Below are 19,905 nucleotides of genomic sequence, written 5' to 3'. Positions count from 1 at the left end.
CTAGTCTCCTGACCATGTCCATTTCCAGTCGATTCCGTTTGTGGGTTGGGTCTCCCAGTAGAATTCCTTCCGGGGGCGGTCATAGTTGCCGATCTCATTCATGGTGTGCGCATCATAAAGGCGCCCGTTGACCATCGTGTAGCGGACGCTGTTCGCATTGCGGATGTCGACGGTAGGATCCTTGTCCAGGATGATGATATCGGCCAGTTTGCCAGCTTTGATGGAGCCGAGCTGGTGATCAAGTCCATAGGTCTTCGCGCCGTTCAATGTTGCTGCATGCAATATATCCAGCGGGGCCATGCCGCTTTCAGCAAACAGCAACATTTCCCAATGCATGGCTATGCCCGATGCTTGCCCGTGCGAACCGACATTTACAGTAGCGCCAGCTTCGGCAAGTTTGGTGAGTGATCTTCCGACTGACCGGAAGCCGATATCATAGATTTCATCGGAAACGTGAATCGAATGCATGCAGCGTACGTGCAATGGGGCGCCACCTGGGCCTGCAATCGGATTATAGGCATTGTTCACATCCGGAATGAAAGTCCTGACCTTGTCCTCCTTCCAGGGATCTTCATTCTCATAGATAAAATTCTCGCCAAACAACTCCCCGAAAGTCACGATCAAGGTTGGTGTCATCGACACATCAGAAGCGGCAATGAGCTTTTGAAGATCCTCGTAATAAGTGGCCACGGGGAGGTTGTGTTCGAGATTTGTGTGCCCGTCGATAATCATACCAATATTGGTATAGAACTGACCGGCACCCTCCCCATCAACCATGTATCCGTATTCACGAGCGGCTTGAAGCAACCGCTGACGTTGCGCCCGAGTTGATAGTTTGTAGCTTTTGAGGATCGATGGCCCAAGCGCGGTACGTCGTTGGAGGACATTGCGTGCATCCTCGATCGAAGCAAGCGGATGATAGACTCCGTCCGTACGACCTTCGAGGCCATGCACTACCTGGCCCGACTTCAACCAACGCGGCCCTACGAGGTCACCCGTAAGCGTCATCTCACCACTCTCATATGACATGAGATCATTGGAATAGGGGTCAAAATTCGTAGTAATGCCATAAGCAAGCGCTGCGAGCCGAGTAGGGTGCTGTTGCGGCATGGTGCCAGAGCGGAAACAGCATTCAATATGGCCGTGGGCATCAAACAGGCCCGGCATCAGCGTCTTGCCCTTGATGTCTATCCGGGTCGCGTTCCGGGGTATCTTGACCTTGCTACGCGGGCCAACGGCCGTAATGCGATTGCCTTCAACAATGACGGTGCCATTCTCGATGACTTCGCCCTCAATCGGAATGATCTTGCCGCCTACAAAGGCAATAATGCCTTCAGGCATGTCGGTCTGCATCTCCATTTGTATGGGTGTAGACTGGATCGCAGCTGACTGGGTGGCAGGCGCAACCGACAGGATTTCCGCTCCCATGGTCCAATAGAGTCTGGATGCGTCCGCAGACCAACTCATCTCGTATCCACCGGTCTCGCTGAGGAGGCGGGCTGAGGAGTTGTCTTCCATCGACAGAACAATGGGCTCGTCGCGGATGTCGAACGGCATGACGTAGGGACGATTATGATACTTGAAGCCCAGCCAGGCCTGATCGGGGCTGAGGCTGAGATTGCGTATGTCCGCGGTCTCAGCGATGGCGTGCTCTTGGGGATCGCCGCCGTCCAGGTTGACGCTCATCAGAACGGAGGCTCGTTGGTCGTAGAAGGCAGGTTCGGCAAACAGGAACAAACGGCTGTCATCGGCAGAGAAGCCGACCAAGCCGGAAGATGGTGAAAGGAACCTGGAAGTTCCTCCGGACGCATCTACGATGTAGATGCCTGTTTCCGGACCGGCCGCATTGAATGACGGATCCGGCTCCATAAGGCGATACGCGATCAAGTCTCCAGAGTTGGAAAACCGTGGTTCTCGGATCACGCCTCGGCTTTCAATGATAGTCCTTTCCTCTCCCGTAGCCGCATCGCGGATGACCAACCGACTGCCGGTCTGATCCGTCCAATTCGTATAGACAATCTTCTGTCCGTCCGGAGACCAGGCAGGGTCGGATTCGGCTGCATCGGAAGTGGTGAGGCGCGCCGGTCTTGCTGGCGCGTCCATCTTGATTTTCCATAGCTTGCCGACCGCGCGGAACAGCATGGTTTGTCCGTTCGGCTGAGGTGCCAGCTGCCGCAGCGTGCGGATGGTGACTTGTTCAGGCGCAAGGTCCTGTTTCACGCGAATGGCTGGCTGAAGCTCGTGCCGCGAGGTCAGGTTGAAAGGAATTTCTTCTGCAGAGGCAGAGTGCGTATCAATGCGAACAATCTTTCCCTTTGCCCAGATCGCAATTGTTCGGTTGTCCGGAAACCAGTCGAAAGATGGATAGTAGTGTTCCTGTGGCAGGTAATCTCCGTGCAGGTCTCGCCCGAGTTCGTCGTAGATTGGCTGTTCGTACCCGGTTTCCAGGTCTTTGACGAACAGCACGGTCTTTGCGCCCAGACGGCGAATGAAAGCCACTGAATTGCCATCGGGAGAGACTTGCGGAGTCGATGCACCACCGAAGCCGGAAATGGCACGACGCTTTTTCCCCGTCTCCAGATCCAGCTTGTTGATGGCGAAGTTCTTCAGGCCGGTATTCATGTAGACATAGTGATCACCGCCAATACGTTCCGTATAATAAAGATACCGGCCATCGGGCGAAAAACGTGGCTCCTGAACATCCTTGCCACTCTGCGGGGGAGAAACGATGATCTCATCGGACGTGCCATCGAGGTTGTAGAGGTGTATTTCAGAGTTTCGGACACGAAAGATGTCCGAATAGGTTTTCACTGCTGCAATGGATTTCCCGTCAGCGGCCCAAGCCGGACCAGCTATCATGGCGTGCGATTCCTGCGTGATCTGGCGGGCTTCACTGCCATCGACACGCGATACCCAGACATTGTCGGCACCACTTTCGTCGCTCAGATAAGTCAGAAACTGTCCATCTGCACTGAACTGCGGACTACGTTGCGCCACGGAACCTTGATGGATCGCGACGGCCTTACCTCCCGATGCTGGCATAACGTAAATATCGTTCAGGAGGTCGAACGAAATGAACTTCCCGTCTGGACTGACGTCCAGGCTCATCCATGTTCCTTCCGACAGGTCCAGATTGACGGTTTTAACGCCAGTATGACTGCTGAGGCTGTCTCCGGAGGCGGGGGCCGGGTGCGCCGCAGCGTAAGCAAGAACGAATAAAATCAGTAAGCGGATGTGCATTTTTGTCTCTCCTACTGACGTCAGGTTAGCATCTCCGTCAGTTCAGGGGTGATGCAATCTGTCGGTGACCTGGTGCTCATGATGCACCGATCCTAGCGCAATACGCAGTGCCTGTGCGCTTTGGTTGCAGATACATTCCGTGCTTCACCTCAGGAGATTTTCATGAACCAAACAGTCAATACGGTGTGCGGCGTTGCCATGTTCGGCCTTGCCATCGGCACAACAGGGTGCACCAGCCTGCCGACGTCGGACGTGCACGCAACAGCCCCGCAAATCGAGGCAGAATTGATGGCAGTTGATCGCGCTTATGAAGCCTACAATCTCGCGCATGGCTATGAAGCAGCGTCTCTGAAGTTTGTGGATTTTGAAAAAGGTTTCATGATCGAAGCAGGTGAGGGGTTTCTGACAGGCCAGGCGGCTATCATGGCCGAGCGGCAGTTGGACATGGTTCCGTCGCCCGTTCATTGGCAGCCTGAAGGCGCTATGGGTGCGGCGAGTGGTGATTTGGGAATCACTTGGGGAAGTTTCGTCGTCGATGGCGATCCCGATACGACGGGTGATTATGTAACCGTCTGGCGGAAAGTGAACGGCGAGTGGAAAATCGTAACTGATACGGCAGTCGATGATCCTGACCCAGCTGATTAACCGGGAACGTCGGGCGCAACGCCAATTCATCCTGCTTTTCGTGAATGAACTTCATGACATGAGGCGTGGGATGAGTTGATGTTGTGCCAATAAGCTTACAACTCATCATGTTGGGGCTAGCCTTGGTTTGCTGGCCAGTCTTGCAGCATCGCTTCCATGGTTGGTTCGCGAATTTGGCGATTGTAAACGCCTGAATATATACGCGTTATCCAAGTCCGCATCATGTCCTTGCTGATTGATGTGTCCATTCCGTTCGGATGGTACATCAGATCAAGTGCGGGCGGTGACTCGGAGTTTAGTTGAGGCATCTTGTAGGAAACCGATTCGAACGTAAGGCACCCGAGTCTCTCATAGTAGCGTTTCCGCCTGCGTTGCAGTCTGCGTTCCGCCTCTGGGCCACATTCGGCCTCGACTTCGATCAACAAGGTGCGACCATGCGATAATTCCAGAGCATGTTCGAACAGCGCTTGTCCGATGCCCTGTCCTCGGCACCCTTTTCGTGTCGCGAGATATTCGAGAAGCGAGAAGGTGTTCTGATCAGGGAGAAAGATTACCGAAAAGCCGACCACCTGCTTGCCTCGCCTAGCCGCGATCACTGCGTAGTCATTTCGCTCCAACAGTGTGGCAAGCTCGGCCCTGGTTTTGCGCTCAGCTGCGGGAAGGGCGCTTTCATAGATCCCGAAGACTGCATCGAAATCGTCCGGGGCTGCCAGGGCCCCAGATATACGTGAAAGCTGCATGTATCGCTCCTGACAGGTGCAAAATGGATGTTTTCGATGATGCGCACACGATAGTCTGGTACCATGGCACGGCAGTAATTTGTAATCGGCGTGCAAGCATGAAATCGCGTTCCCGCCCTGGTTCATTCAAATGGCACGTCATGCGAGCGAAGCACTGAAGCACTCCGGTTCGTTAATCGGGGCCGATCAGTGTCGAGGCGACGCCCGTCGCATGATTTACACTGCGGAGATTGAAAGTGTAAATCAGCTGCTCTCTGTACTCGTGGACGATTGTTGCCATGGTCACCCGGAAGTTTGCTTGGCTTTGGCAAGCAAACAGTCAGCGCGTGACTGTCTTAATGTTCGATAAGGGGTGATAATTAGTGACGCCAATTTTTTGAATGCTGAGGGTGATGGCAGGTGTTGCAGGCCTTTGGCGATGCTGTCGGTTCCCGCCTGTGCAACCAATATGATTGGTATGGGTTGATTGTCTTTGAGGAGACAATTGATGACACGCAAGACTTTAGATCATCTGGGCTATCCGCGATCCACCGCCAAAGAAGCTGGCGAGATCCAGCAAGCTGCCGAGAGACGGCGCGAGCAGATGCTGCCCGGGAACGGCCCGTTCGAGCCAATACAGGAAGCGCCGGTGAGTCACTTCAAGGGTGAGGACGATTCAGTTGAACTGGGCCCCGAACCGGAAATCGGTCCCGTCGTTACTGAAAATGCATTGGTTGATGAAGAGTCACGGGACTCGTGATGACGCATTAACCGCGCAACATTGTCTCCAGGTCCGCAATGGACCTGCTCCTTTTCCTGCGGGAACTTGCATTTTTGTCTAGCCGATTCAGGAAGGTTTCAGTCCACCAATAGACGTCGTGCAGAGAAATTTCATCCCACATGGCCTGATGGCGTTCAATTCGTTCGGTCAGGGGCATGGCGACGGCTTTGCGTATCGCGCTAGCAATAGAGGACGGATCGAAGGGATTGATCGTCAGGGCGCCAATGCCCAGCTGCTCTGCCGCCCCCGCAGATTCCGAGAGTATCAGTACACCGGGATCACTGGAATCCTGCGCAGTCACGTATTCTTTCGCCACCAGATTCATTCCATCGATCAGTGGTGTGACGAGACCAATCGCAGCCCGTCGATAGAGGCCTGCCAGATAGTCGCGGGGCACAGCGCGATGGATGTACTGGATAGGCATGTATCCAAGCTCGGCAAACTCTCCATTGACCTCACCGGATAACTGCTCAAGCTGGCGCCGGATATCCTGGTACGCTTCCACATTTTCGCGCGTCGGCGATGCGATTTGCAACAGTGTAAGGCGCTCACTTTCGGAATCCTGATCTTCCAGAAAGCGCTGAAATCCACGGAACTTGTGAGGCAGTCCTTTTGAATAATCCAATCGGTCCACGCCGATCAGAAGTTTCTGGCCAGGGTCAATCCGGGGTGACGTCATTTCCTGCGTCTCGGCTGTCTGCCGGAACGTCTTTGCATCTATCCCAATTGGAAAGCTGGCCGCCCAGATATCCTGACCTTTGCAGCGGATTCTCCCGTCTGACAACAACTGTCCGCCGAAAGTGGCGCGGCAAACCTCGATCAGTGCAGAGACATCGCGTTGGGTTTGCAATCCCACGAGATCGTACGCAGCCAACCAATCCAGCAAGAATTCTTTGTGAGACATCGCGCGTACATTGTTCGAGGATGGGAATGGCGTGTGCAGAAAGAAACCGATCGGATTGTTGACGCCCAATTTGCGCAGTTCCGCAGCGAGAGGAATGAAGTGATAATCATGGATCCAGATCACATCGCCCTCCTGGATCAGGTTGACAGATGCTTCCGCCATCTTCCTGTTGACGCTGCTATAAGCTGCGAGTTGTCCTTCCTCGACATCCAGAAGGTCTGTGCGACCATGGAAAAGCGGCCACAGGACGGAGTTCGAATATCCCAGGTAATAGTCGTTGTATTCGCCTTCCGGCAGATGAAGCGCGTGCCGGTCAAAGCTGGCTCCTTCATATGACTGGAGCGTATGCTGGCCTGTTCCGCTTTTCCCGGGCGTGGCGCCAATCCACACTCCCCCTCGCTGCTCCATCGTTCTTCCCAAGGCAACGACCAGTCCCCCAGACGGCGATGATCCCAATGGCAATCGGTTCGAAAAAACTACGAGTCTGGACACAGCATCCTCATCTTCTGGTTGATCAACGGCATTCCGGCCACAATGATCAACCAACTCGCTAGAGCTGAAAAAGTTGCGCCAAAATGAAGCAAACTGGCAGCTGGTTATTGGCGCGAGGAATTGGAGGAAATCTGTGTAGTGAGCGTTTTGGCGAGCGCTGTACTTGCTGAACTATGAGTGCGCAAACTCTAGTGTTCTGCGTCACCTCCCAACAGGATCGCGCCGATCAGACCGGCATCATCTCCCAAGGCCGGAGTGCAAATGAGGTCTTCGGCAATCGGGTAATCCATTCCGAGATAGCCGTTCATCTGACGAACGAATTCGACGTGTATGCGGCTCAGCAGGTGCGGAGCCAACATAAGCCCCCCGCCCAGAATGATTCGGTTCAGGCGGGCTGTCAGGAACAAGCTGCGGCATGCCTGAGCCAGGTAATCAGCCGTGACGTCCCAAACAGGATGGTCTTGTGGAAGTTCACTAGGGTCCCCGGCCCGGGCGTGCACGGCCGTCGCGGAGGCAAGACCTTCCAGACAATCATCATGATATGGGCAAACGCTATTGAAGCTTGAGTCCAAGGGATGGCGGTTCACAGGTATGTGGCCAAACTCTGGATGGTGGGGGTGTGCCAAGAGCTGATTATTGGCAAAAACTCCTGCGCCAATACCGGTGCCAATAGTGACATAGGCAGCGGAGTCCACATGCTTTGCTGCTCCGTACGCCATCTCTGCCCTCAGAGCGCCGTTCACATCCGTGTCCAGGCCAACAGGTACGCCCATTGCAGAACCGAACGCGGTCTTGAGGTCGGTTAGGGACCAACCGCGCTTTGGTGTTTGTAAAATGGCGCCATAAGTTGAGGACCGCGGATCGATATCGATCGGCCCGAAGCTGGCGATTCCGAACGAAGACAGGCGTTCGGTTTCGAAAACGGGCCGAAAAAAATTGATGCAGCTGGAAATAGTTTCGTCTGGTGTCGAGACTTTGACGCGAAACTTCTGAACGATGTTACCATTATCGTCCATGATGCCACATTTGAACGTGGTGCCGCCGGCATCGATTCCGCCGCGAAAGTTTCTGGTCGACATAACCCGTTCCCCGATCATTTCAGAACTTCGAATATTCATTTGCAATCGATTGTATTTTTGTTATCACAACCGCGGAGGAGACAACAAGATGACAAGAACACAAGTAGGGTCTGGCAGAAAGGGCGTCTCAGTAGCGCTCGTTTCCGCACTCACTTACGCGATGTTCTTTATGTTCGCCATGACAACCGATGCGGTCGGCGAGATCATCAAGATCGCGCGTGTGGACATGAATCTTTCCAATACTGAGGCGAGCGCGTTTCATTGGGCAACAATGATTGCGATTGCCATGAGCGGGATCGGTCTGGGCTTCCTCGCGGATCGCTTCGGACGCAAGAAGACGATCATAGGTGGTTTGGCAATGTATGGCGTCGCCAGCGCACTTTTCATGACAGGCCAGTCTTTTCAGCTCTACTTTACCCTGCTCTTCATTTCTGGCCTCGCCATCGGTGTATTCAAGACCTCCGCATTGGCGTTGGTTGGAGACCTCGCGAATTCCACGGATGATCACACGTCACGCATGAACGCCGTCGAGGGCTTCTTCGGCGTCGGGGCCATCATCGGCCCATTGCTGGTAGTGTGGCTGACGGGCCAGGGCTTGTCCTGGACCTGGCTGTACATGATAGCCGCGTGTTTGTGCGCGCTGATGATCATCGCTGCGCTGGTGACAGAATATCCGCCCATTACTGGTGAGAAGGAGACACCAGCATCGGTACGACACACGCTGTCGCTTTTGGGCAATTCGCACGCGCTTGGTTTTTCGTTGGCTATTGCCCTCTATGTCGCCTGCGAAGTCGCTATCTTTGTTTGGCTGCCAACCTTTCTCGAAGGGTTCACCGGAACTGACACCGCCATGATGTTTGCGGCATATGCGGTAATGATTTTCTTTGTATTGCGTGCTGTCGGACGGTTTCTTGGGGCTTGGATTCTCCGCATCGTTGACTGGAAGTTGGTAATGATGGCGTTCACCGCGATCATTTTTGGCTGTTTCCTCGCAAGTGCGCTGATCGGTAAATCTGCGGCGGTTTTCCTGCTGCCGCTATCGGGCCTGTTCATGTCGATGATCTATCCGACTCTGAACTCCAAGGGCATCAGCTGTTTTCCAAAGAGTGATCATGGCGCAGTCGCAGGACTGATCCTGTTTTTTACGGCCGCGTCGGCGGCTTTTGCGCCTCTGTTGATGGCGGTGGCCAGTGATAGGTTTGGCGGAGGCGACATGCGGATTGGCTTCGTCCTCGCGACAGGCTTTGCAGGCTTATTGTTCGTGATGGGGCTTGTGAACTGGATTGCAAACCCTGCAGCGGCCGCTCTCAAGGCTGCAGACCAGTCGGAATATTCCTGAGGATAGTTTATGAGTCGCCGTACAGCGCCGATCCCTGATCCATGCGATCTATCCTTTTCGGGAGACATTCGTCATCCAGATCTTTGGTTGTGGGACTCTTGGACGATTCAGTCGGGGGAAGGGCACTTGCATCTATACTGTCTGGCGCTCAGTCGGACGGACTTCGATGGATCACCAATCCTGCCGCCGCAGCGCAACGACCATTCCTTTCATATTCGGCATTTCCGTTCAGCCGACAATGGTCTCTCGTGGCGCGATCAAGGTGTGGCGATCCAGCCCGGCGGCGCGGGCGATGGCGCAGATGCGTTCAACGTGTGGAGTGGTTCTGCCATCATGGGAAAAACGGGCCAAACCCTCTTCGGATATACCGGGGTCCGTGACATCTCCCCGGCGCGAACTTTCCTCCAGACTATTTGTGTAGGGGCAGGCCCAACACCGGATGCCATGACCACTGTGCCTGCTGCCGCGATCAGTTGTCCCCTGCGCGACTATGACCAGATCACCCGCCTGGGGTTTTATCTGGGGCCACTGGATAGACTGGGTGACCGGGCTGGAGAAGAGGGCGGTCCCATAATGGCTTGGCGCGATCCGTTCCTGGTGCGGGATCACAATGACGAACTCAATGCCTTCTGGTCTGCCAAGATCGGACCAACGAGGCCTGCCATAGCGCGCGCGCGACTCACGGAAGGGCCGGCTGGTGTCTCGATGACGGAGTTGCTGCCTCCGATCGAACTGCCCGACGCAGCCGAATATACTCAGTCTGAAGTCCCGAAACTCTATCACGACAAAGCATCGAATCTCTGGCTACTCCTCGTGTCAGCTTGCAATCGCCAATTTGAAGGCCAGCCTGATAGCGAAGTTGAGTTTCAGCAAAGACTGTACACATCAGCATCATTGGATGGGCAATGGGAGTCAGCGCTGGTGTCTGGCAGCGTGCTGACGGGCCTTGATGGCATGTTCGGATGTAGTCTTGTGGACCATGATCTTGTGGGGGGTACGTTGAGCGTACTCGGTCCGTTTACTGAGCAAGCCGGCCCGGAGAAGCAGCTGAGTTTTCCGCCAGTGCGAAATATTTCTCTGACTTCGGTGTCTGGTCCAGCAGCATAGCCTAGCGCGATCCACCGCTAGATTCACGAATGATCAGCTGCGTGGGCGTCAACTCCGACTTGGCAGTCTCACCGGCCAGTTGAGCGAGTAGTTTTTCCACCATCAGTTCGCCGCCACGGGCTATGTTCTGGTCAATTGTCGTGAGTGACGGGGTTGCCATACCAGCTTGTGCAATATTGTCGTAACCGACCACAGCTACATCATCTGGCACAGAAATGCCGCGTGCGTTGAGCGCCAGCAAAGCGGACATTGCCAAAACATCCGAGGCGGCAAAGATGGCATCAAATTTCTTGCCCGAATCCAAAAATTGAAGAACTTCCTCGAACGCATTTTTCGCGCCGAATTCAATATCCAGAGTCAACGTATCGTCCCAGCGTACGCCACGTTCGTCATGTGCCTTGAGAAATCCATTGTATCGCAGCTGGACCTCAGGAAGGCGACCCGGCCCCAGGAACAATATACGTTTTCGAGCAATCGAAAGAAGATGGTCACCCGCAAGTCGACCGCCTTCGACATTGTCACTTCCGACAAGTGTGTAATTTAGGTGACCAGCGTTGCCACCCCAGACAACGACTTTGCGACCCAAGGGTCCGAGCTCTTCAAGCCGTTGCGACATGCCTGCCTGGCCGATTACGATCAGGCCGTCGGCTTTACCCGTCTGCAGAAGGCGGCGTTCCGCGATCGTTTCGTCTTCACGTGGAATACTCACGATCAGGTCATAGCCATTTCTTGAAGCGGCCTGACTGACCGCTCCAACCATTTCCAGATAGAAGGGGTCTGAGATAGTCTGGCCAGATTCCGGTCGTAGCGGGATGACTATTCCGATGGCCTCGGACGATTGGCGCCTAAGATTTCGCGCGGAGGCATTGACTGCATAGCCGGTCTCGGCCGCGATATCGAGGATCAGACGCTTGGTCTTTTCCTTCACCAACGGACTATCGTTCAGAGCGCGCGAAACCGTCGAGACATCAACCTCGGCCAACTTGGCAAGCTCTGCCATAGTCATCTTTCGGTGCGACTTGCTTGCGTGCTCGCTCATGTCGCCTGAATTCCTCTCGTCATGACGTCTTGTTGTCTGCGGCCTGAATTGCCGATTAAACGGGCATATAAGGACCGATGTGTCCCGCACACAGGGCGAATTATCCATTATAAATCAAGCTGAGTCACAAAGGGAATAGCGAGACCTCAAAATTGTGTGATCTTGCAGATGTAACTGTGGGCGTGGCTAGCACTTCGTCCTGAAAAGATGGGAGCCTGCCAGTGTGAATGGCAGGCTCCGAAAAGGACTGGCTTTCTCAGCTACAATGCAGGAGGCAATCAGAAGCGGTATCTGAGAGTTGCGGTCGCGGAGGTGCCGTTGATCGAGCGGGCAACGATGACATCTGCAGCACCATCGCCATCGGTGTCGAACACTCGGCCGTTCTCGGCTTCTGTGAACAGGACTTCGTCGAACACGTTGTTCACGCCAACTGACAAGGTAGCCTGTTCGGTGATGTCCCAATCAGCGAAGAAATTTGTAATCGTTGCGCCGGGCATCACATAGACGTTGTCATCATCGACATATGTGTCCGTGGTGCCGGTAAAGTTCACTCCGATGCGCCCCAGGCCGTCGATCGTGTAAGTTGGTGTAAGGGACCAGATCCAATCTGCCTGACGGCGCGGCGTGTTTCCGATATTGGCAGGCGCGGTATCGCTATCGTCTATTTCGGCATCAGTGAAGGTCACCGATCCTGACAGGTCCAGGCCGCCATAACCATATTTGAATTCAGTTTCGATACCCTGCGAGACATAGGTATTGCCCAGCGCCGTCATGGTCGTGATTTCGTAATTATCCTCTTTTGTCTCTGCATTGAAATAGGTGACATAGAGGTCAAGCTGTCCCGGAATGGCGTCACTGGATTCTTGCCATTTCACACCTGCTTCGAATTGTTCCGTCTCATCGACATATGTCTCTTCACCACCAGGGACGAGTCCGCCACCTGCATTTAGCGAATTGAACAATTGCCGCTCGCCATTGAAGGCCGCACCGTCGCTGTAGCGTCCGAATACGGCGAGTGTATCCGAAACCAGATAGTTCGCGCCGAGAGTGAAGGAGGTGTGGTCTACCTCGAAGTTGGCGATGCCACCTTGGCCAGTATTGAGCGATACCATCATTTCCGGGGCGTCAATAATGTCGTCGCCATCTACATCAAATGCGCCGCCAGCGCCTTCGGTGCGTGTCCCGGTTTGCTCTATCGTGTCGAAGCGTACTGAACCGTCAATCGTCAGACCGTTATCAAGTGCCCAACTTCCTGCCACAAAAGGTGCGCGGGCCTGATATTCGAGGTCATAATTGCGGTTGGTGCCCGTCCAACCGAAAGCTTGATTGTAGCCAAGAATTCCATTGTCGGTGAAGCCATTCACGTCGATCAAAGCCGCATTGGTGTCAGTTGATGTCAGGAACCGATTCCAGTGCCAATCCTGAACGAATTTCTGATTCATGAAGAAGTACCCGGCCGTCAGGTCCAATGAAGAGCTTTCAAAGGCCAGCGATTTGGAGGCGCGCAACTCGCTCGCAAAATTGCTCATATCGTCGAGGTCGGTGTTGAAGTAGGCAACTTCCGAAACGTAGGGGTTGCCCGTTGCGGCCGCCAGCGATGCGGAGGTCACCGGATTGCCCGCGCCGGGACCGTTGAAGAAGCTCCCTGACGCGCCGCCATAAGTGGATGCCAGAACAGTATCGGCATCGCCCACTAAGTGCGTGAAAGGAGCGTTGAAATAGCCTGAGATGTCTTGGTAACGGGCCTTGGTGTCCAGATTTATTCCTGCACCAATATCGAAGTTTGCCTCAACACCTAGAGACTTGATTTGTGTGCGGATGCCATCTGCAAGGTCGTAATTGTTGACGGTATTGTTGCCATCAACATCGCGTCCATTCCGAATGTAGGGGCTGTGCAGGCTGTCATTCGTCGCTGAGAAGCCAGCGATGCTGTCGGTGACTTCATCACCAGACAGACCAGCAGCTTGTGGCATGTATGTCGCGTCGGCTTTGTCCAGCCACTTCGAGTTCACGCGTATGAAGCCGTTCTCGAATTCCTTGGTGAGGCTGGCGCGAATTTGACCGCCACTGACCGCATCAAAGCCAAGATCACGATAGTCTCCACCTTGTTGCCAATGGCCTCCAACATGGAAGTAGACAGTGTCAGTCAGCGCGCCCCCATACTCGAATTCTGCCCGGTAATCATCATGATCAAGTCCGGTGCTGAGTGCGATCGAGCCACCTTCTGTGCTTCCAGTTTTGGAAATGAAGTTGATGATGCCGCCAGGGCCGTTTGTGGTCAGCGTGGAGGCCGTACCGCCCCGAACCGACTCAACGCGGTCAAGTGTACCGTCCACTTTGTAGAAGCCATCGGCAGGCGCGAAGTCGAAATCTCCGAACAACAGTATCGGCAACCCGTCTTCCTGAAGGCTCACATACTTTGCCCCACCTGTGGATAGCGGCATTCCTCGGACCGCTATATTGGAGTTACCGCCGCCGGCGGAACTTTCGGCACGAATGCCGGGCAGGGCGCGAAAGATTTCTGCGGTGCTGCGCGGGGCAGCCTTCATCAGCTCGTCTTGATTTAGACTGCTGACAGATATGGAACTGTCGAGTCGGTTTTGACCGCCTGCCTTTACGATGCCGGTCACGATGATGGTTTGTTGTCGAGCCTCTGCCTCAGTTGCACTCAAAGTTTCTTGAGTGAACGCGGTGCCATTCGCTAGGGCAAATGCGCCAGCACTAAGCAAAAGTGTATTGCGAACAATCGACATGACTTTTTCCTCCCTATCACTGCTGGTGTGTGCACCAGTCGATTTCTAGACCGGCACGTCCCGGTTGGCTCTTCATAATATCAAAATACAATCGATTGCAATATATAAATACAATCGATTGTAATGGGTTCACCAAGGGAAGAGTGCGAATTAGACGATAGTTGAAGAGAAACGGCGCACTTCTTGCTCTTTTCAGTTTACAGCAGAATTTCGCATCGGTGCAATTGCCCATCCTTGGAAGTTAGTCATGACAACACGCAAATTCCTGGAGTCCAAACCAAAGATCATGGCACGACTTCCATGGTCCGCGAAACATCGCGAACGCCTTCAAGAGATCTTTGCGCCTGCTGAACTGGTTTTCGTCGAGCGAGAGGATCGGGTCGCCATCGACACAGCTCTCCAGACTTGCGAAGTCGCCCTGATTGATGGCGTGATGGATGATCGCTATCTTGCTGCGCCCCAGCTGAAATGGGTTCATTGCGACCAGTCTGGCCTCGATGGTTATGCACCACAGAGGCTGAGTGACAGCGATCTTGTTGTGACTTCTTCGAAGGGCCGGTCTGGTCCGGTGCTCGCCGAACACGCTGTCTTCTTCATTCTCTCGCTCGTGTACAGGGCATCTACCCTTGCGCGCGCCCAGCGGCGCCGCGTCTGGGGCATCCGGGATCAGGATAGCTTACGCGGGCTAAATGGCCGAAGCATATCCATCATAGGTTACGGGGCGACAGGAGAGTGCCTTGCCCGTCAATGCCAGAGCTTAGATATGAATATCAGGGCATATCGGCGGAAAGATATTCCGGCCAAAGTCCCCGGCGTGCAAATGTATAGCGCTATGCGCGGGGATAGCTTGCTGGATGCCGTGCGGGATTCGGATTTCGTGGTGATGTGTGCGTCGCTCAATGACCACAGTTATCGAATGCTGGGGGCGCGTGAAATTGCTGCGATGACGCCGGGGAGCTATTTGATCAATGTTGCGCGTGCACAGCTTGTCGATGAGGGGGCAATGATCTCGGCATTGGAGTCCGGACACCTGGCAGGCGCGGGACTGGACGTAACAGACCCCTATGAGCCGCTTCCTCCATGGCATCGGCTTTGGTCAGCGCCAAACATAATGATCACGCCGCATTTCACACCGCAAATGCCTGACAGAACTTCCCGCACGCTGGATATGGTCGAGGAAAACTACGCCCGGTACTTGAAGGGAGAAGACCTGCTTCACCGCTTCTCGAAAGAAGACGTGTTCTCGCTAACCCCTGAGTTTAAGCGGTTTCGCGGTCGCCACCGTCTGTTGTCAGCCTGGAACAGAATCGGGCGTTGGATTGGCTAATTGGGGTAGAGGCACAGATGGTGACTGATCCGGTTTGATAAGGCGCCGAGACGCCCAGGCAGAAACAGCCTCACAGACCAAAGCGGTTGCCGTTACGGTTATTCGCCATCCGGCCAGTCTTTGAAGTTTTTTGAACGGGAAAGCGTGACGCTTGTGATCGCGCAAAAAATTCTCTTGCCGCTCGAAGTCATGCGACAGCCCCCATTTATCGTAGAAATATCTCTCGGCGCGCATAACGCGCGCACGACTCCAGCGAACGCAAAAATAGGGTCGATCTCGCCAAGTCAGCTTTTTGCCGACTGCGTAGGCCACGACCGACTCCGGTTCGTAAAAGATCTTCCAGCCTTTTTTGCGCGCCATCAGCGCCATGTCTATTTCATCGGTGAACCCAACAAGGTTCGGATCAAAAGGCCCTATTTCCCGGATCATTTCCGTGCGGGCCAGGACAACATGAAATTCGGTGCAACCTGTTTCCTGCCGAACGAGGTCGTTCTTGGTGGACAGGTAAGACTGGTGTTCGAAACCATGACGACGGTGGATGGTTTTGCCATTCTCACCCTCGTCAATATCGAGAATGCCGCCCGCATGATGAATGCTGAGGTCCGGCATTCTGGCCGCTGGTCCAACCAGAATAGTGGGGGTTACCAGTCCTGCGCCGGTTTCATCTGCACATTGGATCAGAGCGTCCAGCCACCCGGGCTGAAAAACAACATCATTGTCGATGAATGCTATGTACTCGGTGTTAATTAGTGGCAGCGCGGTGTTGCGAGCGTCATTGGGCGTCAGGAACCCGTCCCGCCGGATGTAAGTGTGTCCCCGCGTTTCCACTTCAGTCTTCAGAACATGTGCGATGTCTCGCGGCGAACCACCGTCAATATAGACCATTTGGAATGGCGTATCGGTCATGTCAAAGCAGGAACTCAATGACATCTCAGCCTGTTCGAAACGCTCTCTCGGTGAAACGACAATCGTTACACGGGCAATTTGTGGGGGCGTGATTTCGTTGTTCATTTGTACGAATTTGCTTTCTTTTCGAGAAAAACGAAGTTCAAATACGTTGAGTCATGGGGAAGTGACTGGAAAAACAATAGCATCCCATGCGATTTTCATACCGAAATCTGGAAGAACATCAATTTCTTTGGCTCGAATATTGCGCTGTCCCTATTATCTTCCTCTTGCATGCCATTGAGTTCCAAGCATCCACATGACGTCTGTTGCCCCGCCATCCGTAACCGTAATCCTTCCGACCTTTAATCGGGCTCATCTGATTGCGGAAAGTATCGATAGTTTGTTGGCGCAGACTTGGTCCATTGAAGAAATCATTGTCGTTGACGACGGTTCTACCGACCACACGGATCGTGTGGTGGCAGCGTATGAGCGGCAAGTCAGGTATTTGAAGAAGGCGAATGGCGGGAAACTTTCAGCTCTGAACGTCGGACTCACCTGCGCAAGCGGCGACCTCATCTGGATCATGGATGATGACGATATCGCACCAGCGGATGCGCTAGAGAACCTGATCACACCATTTCTGGAGTGTTCGGACACAAACATCTCGTATGGTGCGTTGCAGAAATTCTCCGTGGACGCGAGCACCGGTCGGACCGAGTATGTAAAGACGTTCCCCTATCCGCCAGAAGATGGACGATCATTCTTTCTACATGTGCTCGAGGATTGTTTCATCACCGGCCAACCATGCTTGCTCGTAAGGAAATCTTGCTACGACGCTATCGGTCCGTTGCCTGAGCATATAACGGTGTCGGAGGATTATGCGGTGCTGATAGAACTCGCGCGCCGTTATGAAGCCCGTCGTGTCGACGCGGTGACTCTGTTCCAGCGGCAACATGAGGGCCCACGCGGCCCGAGCGATATCCGCTATGCCGCCGATACACGATATGCCCGTTGGTGTGCCGCGGACACTGGCTTAATGGAGCGAATATTGCCCACACTTTCGCTAGATGAACTGAGTGGTGGCCAGGGTGATCCATTCAGTGCCCGCCGGGCGCTGTTTCAGAAGGCGGTAATCGCGGCGCGCAAGAAGCTGTGGCCCAGTGCGATAGAGGCACTCCACGGAGCCGTGAAGGCCGACCGAATTACTCCGCTCAATCCATTGGAAGGCCATATCCTGAGCGGCATGCTTGGATGCCGTTATGGTCTTGATGAACTGGTAGAGCATCCGGAATGGATGGACCGGGTCAGGGATGTCCTGGCTCCATTGGAAGACCGAAATGAAGCCTTGTCACGGATTGCGGGGTTGCTCACCTATCGAATTCGCATCCAACTTTCGGAACGTGATTTCAAGCGCGCCCGAGCGTATTGGGGGCTTTTTTGGCGCCTGACAGGTGTGCGATTGGGGGTCCGAACCGGAGTCTCTCGACTAGCCAGCGCAATCTGAAAAACGGCAGATCCTCGTACCGGTTATTTATGCGTGGAAACAACGCTGATCCGGCTTGTCTGTCCTAACGACACCCCGTCTAATTGCCTTGGAAGCATCTGCGGCTCGCCAATCGCAGCAAGACTAAATTTGGAGGATGCGCAACATGCCAGGCACCAACCTTCTGTCGGACATCAAGATTGCGGACATGACCACAGTCATTTTCGGTCCTTATTGCACGCAGACCTTGGCCGACATGGGCGCGGATGTCGTAAAGGTAGAGCCAAAGGGAGGGGATGATTTTCGCAATGTTGGCAAGCCTGCGAACAATCGTAGCATGGGACCATGCCATTTGACGATTAATCGAGGTAAGCGCTCCGTCGTCTGGGACTTGAAATCTGAACCCGGTAAGGCGGCCATAAGGAAGCTGATCCAGCAGAGCGATGTCTTCATCCACAATATTCGCCCAGATGCGGTTACGCGCCTCGGCCTGACTTTCGAAGAGGTCCGTGCAATCAAGCCCGACATTGTCTATGTCCATTGCCTGGGCTTCGGATCGGATGGTCCCTATGCAGGTCGCCCTGCCTATGATGACCTGATTCAGGGCCTGTCCGGCGCAACCATGCTCTTGCCAAAGGTCGACGGAAACGAGCGACCGCGCTTTATTCCCACCGCCTTCGCCGACAAGGTTTCCGGAATGCATGCAATGTATGCAACGCTTGCGGCACTTCACCATCGCGACCGCACGGGCGAGGCAGTTCATGTCGAAGTTCCCATGTTCGAATGCGTGACGCACTTCCTCTTGGAGGAGCATTTCTACGAGGCTGAGTTCGATCCACCGGTCGGACCATTCCTGTATCAGCGTCAGGTCGACCCTTCACGCCAGCCGCTCAAGACGTCGAATGGCTGGATCGTGATTGCACCTTATGTTGACGCGCGCTGGATCAAACTGTTCGACGTCATGGGTGCCCCGGAAGAATTGCAGGACGAACGCATCGCCGATGGCAAGGGGCGGTTTTTCAATCAGGACTACATGATGTCGCGCGTGCAGGAATATTTTGACAAGCAGACGACGGAGTATTGGATTGACGCGTTGGCGAAAGCAGATATTCCGGCGGCCCGTGTGAACGATTTCCCGGATCTGCAATCAGACCCGCATCTTGTGGCGACAGGCTTCTTTCAACGACGCGAGCACCCGACGGAAGGTCATTATTGGGAAACGCAGCCACCCGTCACTTTTCGAGGCACGCAGCAGCGAGAAATCGCTCCGGCGCCAAGAATTGGCGAACATACGGAGCTCGTATTGTCCGAGTTGGGATTGGGGATCGACTAGGTCCCGCCATCTACCGAGATCACGGATCCGGTGGAGAAACTGGCCGCGTCGCTCAATAGATAAAGGGCAGCCGATACGATTTCTTCGGGGCGTCCGGGGCGACGGAGGGCGTTATCCGCTGTTTGGCGGGCTTCGTCGGTCCATGCGTCCGCAATATCGGTCAGGAAAGGGCCTGCGCAGTTACAGTTTACACGAACGTGCGGCGCATACTCCTTGGCCATGCCAATCGTCATCGCGTTGAGACCAGCCTTGGCCGCGCTGTAAGGAACGACTTGGGCCAGTGGCTGGAGGGAGGCAATCGAAGAGATGTTGAGAATGCTGCCAGAGCCCTGCGCTTTCATCTTTTGGCCGATTATGCTCGCCAGACGATAGGGGCCTTTCAGGTTCAAGTTCAGCACACTGTCATACAGACTTTCGGGCACCTCATGGCTCGGCATACGCGGCCCCATGCCGGCATTGTTTATCAAAATGTCGACGTGCCCGAATTCGGCGTATGCCGCTTCGATCAGCTTATCGATCTCGTCCCATTTCCCGCAATGCGCACCTACGGCGAGAGCACGCTGTCCCATTGCCCGAACCTCTTCAGCCACCGCTTCACAGGCATCCACTTTGCGGCTGGCTATGATGATATCTGCGCCGCGTGCAGCAAGCGCTTTTGCCATCTGGTATCCCAGGCCGCGACTGCCGCCGGTAATCAGGGCCACCTTGCCTTCGAAATTCAGTAGTGGATCGTTCATGGCTATCCCTCCAGTATTTTTGGAGAGCTTAGTGCAGTT

15 protein-coding genes are annotated in these 19,905 nt (G+C 54.4%); 7 read left to right on the top strand and 8 right to left on the bottom strand.

Going from position 1 to position 19,905, the window contains the following annotated elements; all coding sequences use genetic code 11:
• A complete protein-coding gene (locus B2P82_RS08435; protein WP_290496425.1) occupies nucleotides 1–3,240 on the bottom strand; it encodes an amidohydrolase family protein in 3,240 nt (1,079 codons plus the stop codon).
• Between the two features lie 162 nt (nucleotides 3,241–3,402).
• Here B2P82_RS08435 and B2P82_RS08430 point away from each other — a divergent pair, with 162 nt between their 5' ends.
• Nucleotides 3,403–3,885: a Cif family virulence factor gene (locus B2P82_RS08430; RefSeq protein WP_290479496.1), complete on the top strand. Its 483-nt coding sequence runs from the start codon at nucleotides 3,403–3,405 to the stop codon at nucleotides 3,883–3,885.
• 116 nt (nucleotides 3,886–4,001) lie between these two features.
• Here B2P82_RS08430 and B2P82_RS08425 read toward each other — a convergent pair whose 3' ends face one another.
• Nucleotides 4,002–4,625, bottom strand: a complete 624-nt coding sequence (locus tag B2P82_RS08425; RefSeq protein ID WP_290496423.1) for a GNAT family N-acetyltransferase — start codon at nucleotides 4,623–4,625, stop codon at nucleotides 4,002–4,004.
• A gap of 487 nt (nucleotides 4,626–5,112) precedes the next feature.
• On the opposite strand from B2P82_RS08425, the gene B2P82_RS08420 reads away from it, so the two are divergent.
• Nucleotides 5,113–5,364: a hypothetical protein gene (locus tag B2P82_RS08420; RefSeq protein WP_290496421.1), complete on the top strand. Its 252-nt coding sequence runs from the start codon at nucleotides 5,113–5,115 to the stop codon at nucleotides 5,362–5,364.
• A gap of 7 nt (nucleotides 5,365–5,371) precedes the next feature.
• Here the strand turns inward: B2P82_RS08420 and B2P82_RS08415 are convergent, their stop codons facing one another.
• Nucleotides 5,372–6,781, bottom strand: coding sequence for an alpha,alpha-trehalose-phosphate synthase (UDP-forming) (locus B2P82_RS08415; protein ID WP_290496419.1), 1,410 nt, complete (start codon nucleotides 6,779–6,781; stop codon nucleotides 5,372–5,374).
• A 188-nt stretch (nucleotides 6,782–6,969) separates the two neighbouring features.
• Nucleotides 6,970–7,860, bottom strand: a complete 891-nt coding sequence (locus B2P82_RS08410) for an ROK family protein (protein WP_290496417.1) — start codon at nucleotides 7,858–7,860, stop codon at nucleotides 6,970–6,972.
• Between the two features lie 88 nt (nucleotides 7,861–7,948).
• Between B2P82_RS08410 and B2P82_RS08405 the strand changes: the two genes are divergently transcribed.
• Nucleotides 7,949–9,199: an MFS transporter gene (locus B2P82_RS08405; protein WP_290496415.1), complete on the top strand. Its 1,251-nt coding sequence runs from the start codon at nucleotides 7,949–7,951 to the stop codon at nucleotides 9,197–9,199.
• 126 nt (nucleotides 9,200–9,325) lie between these two features.
• Nucleotides 9,326–10,306 (top strand): glycoside hydrolase family protein, encoded by a 981-nt coding sequence (locus tag B2P82_RS08400; protein ID WP_290496413.1) that lies wholly within the window; start codon nucleotides 9,326–9,328, stop codon nucleotides 10,304–10,306.
• Nucleotide 10,307: 1 nt separating this feature from the next.
• On the opposite strand, the gene B2P82_RS08395 is transcribed toward B2P82_RS08400, so the two are convergent.
• The gene (locus B2P82_RS08395) at nucleotides 10,308–11,345 is read right to left on the bottom strand and encodes a LacI family DNA-binding transcriptional regulator (RefSeq protein ID WP_206990547.1); all 1,038 of its coding nucleotides are present in this window, start codon (nucleotides 11,343–11,345) and stop codon (nucleotides 10,308–10,310) included.
• A 278-nt stretch (nucleotides 11,346–11,623) separates the two neighbouring features.
• Nucleotides 11,624–14,098 carry a TonB-dependent siderophore receptor gene (locus B2P82_RS08390; protein ID WP_290496410.1) on the bottom strand — a complete coding sequence of 825 codons (2,475 nt, stop codon included), beginning with the start codon at nucleotides 14,096–14,098 and terminating at the stop codon, nucleotides 11,624–11,626.
• 247 nt (nucleotides 14,099–14,345) lie between these two features.
• On the opposite strand from B2P82_RS08390, the gene B2P82_RS08385 reads away from it, so the two are divergent.
• Nucleotides 14,346–15,425 (top strand): D-2-hydroxyacid dehydrogenase, encoded by a 1,080-nt coding sequence (locus tag B2P82_RS08385; RefSeq protein WP_290496408.1) that lies wholly within the window; start codon nucleotides 14,346–14,348, stop codon nucleotides 15,423–15,425.
• Here B2P82_RS08385 and B2P82_RS17055 read toward each other — a convergent pair.
• Nucleotides 15,390–16,310, bottom strand: coding sequence for a glycosyltransferase family 2 protein (locus B2P82_RS17055; RefSeq protein ID WP_414652025.1), 921 nt, complete (start codon nucleotides 16,308–16,310; stop codon nucleotides 15,390–15,392). The genes B2P82_RS08385 and B2P82_RS17055 overlap by 36 nt on opposite strands.
• A 319-nt stretch (nucleotides 16,311–16,629) precedes the next feature.
• Here B2P82_RS17055 and B2P82_RS08375 point away from each other — a divergent pair, with 319 nt between their 5' ends.
• Together B2P82_RS08375 and B2P82_RS08370 are read left to right on the top strand one after the other, a co-directional pair.
• On the top strand, nucleotides 16,630–17,817 hold the full coding sequence (locus tag B2P82_RS08375; RefSeq protein WP_290496404.1) for a glycosyltransferase family 2 protein: 1,188 nt from the start codon (nucleotides 16,630–16,632) through the stop codon (nucleotides 17,815–17,817).
• Nucleotides 17,818–17,962: 145 nt separating this feature from the next.
• Entirely contained in the window at nucleotides 17,963–19,129 is a 1,167-nt protein-coding gene (locus B2P82_RS08370; RefSeq protein ID WP_290496402.1) for a CaiB/BaiF CoA transferase family protein, read from the top strand.
• Here the strand turns inward: B2P82_RS08370 and B2P82_RS08365 are convergent.
• Nucleotides 19,126–19,866 carry an SDR family NAD(P)-dependent oxidoreductase gene (locus B2P82_RS08365; RefSeq protein ID WP_290496400.1) on the bottom strand — a complete coding sequence of 247 codons (741 nt, stop codon included), beginning with the start codon at nucleotides 19,864–19,866 and terminating at the stop codon, nucleotides 19,126–19,128. The genes B2P82_RS08370 and B2P82_RS08365 overlap by 4 nt on opposite strands.
• Nucleotides 19,867–19,905: the final 39 nt, after the last annotated feature.

The sequence above is a fragment of the Hyphomonas sp. UBA4494 genome, assembly GCF_002388935.1.
Taxonomy (GTDB): domain Bacteria; phylum Pseudomonadota; class Alphaproteobacteria; order Caulobacterales; family Hyphomonadaceae; genus Hyphomonas.
This window is presented reverse-complemented; position numbering and strand designations above follow the sequence as displayed.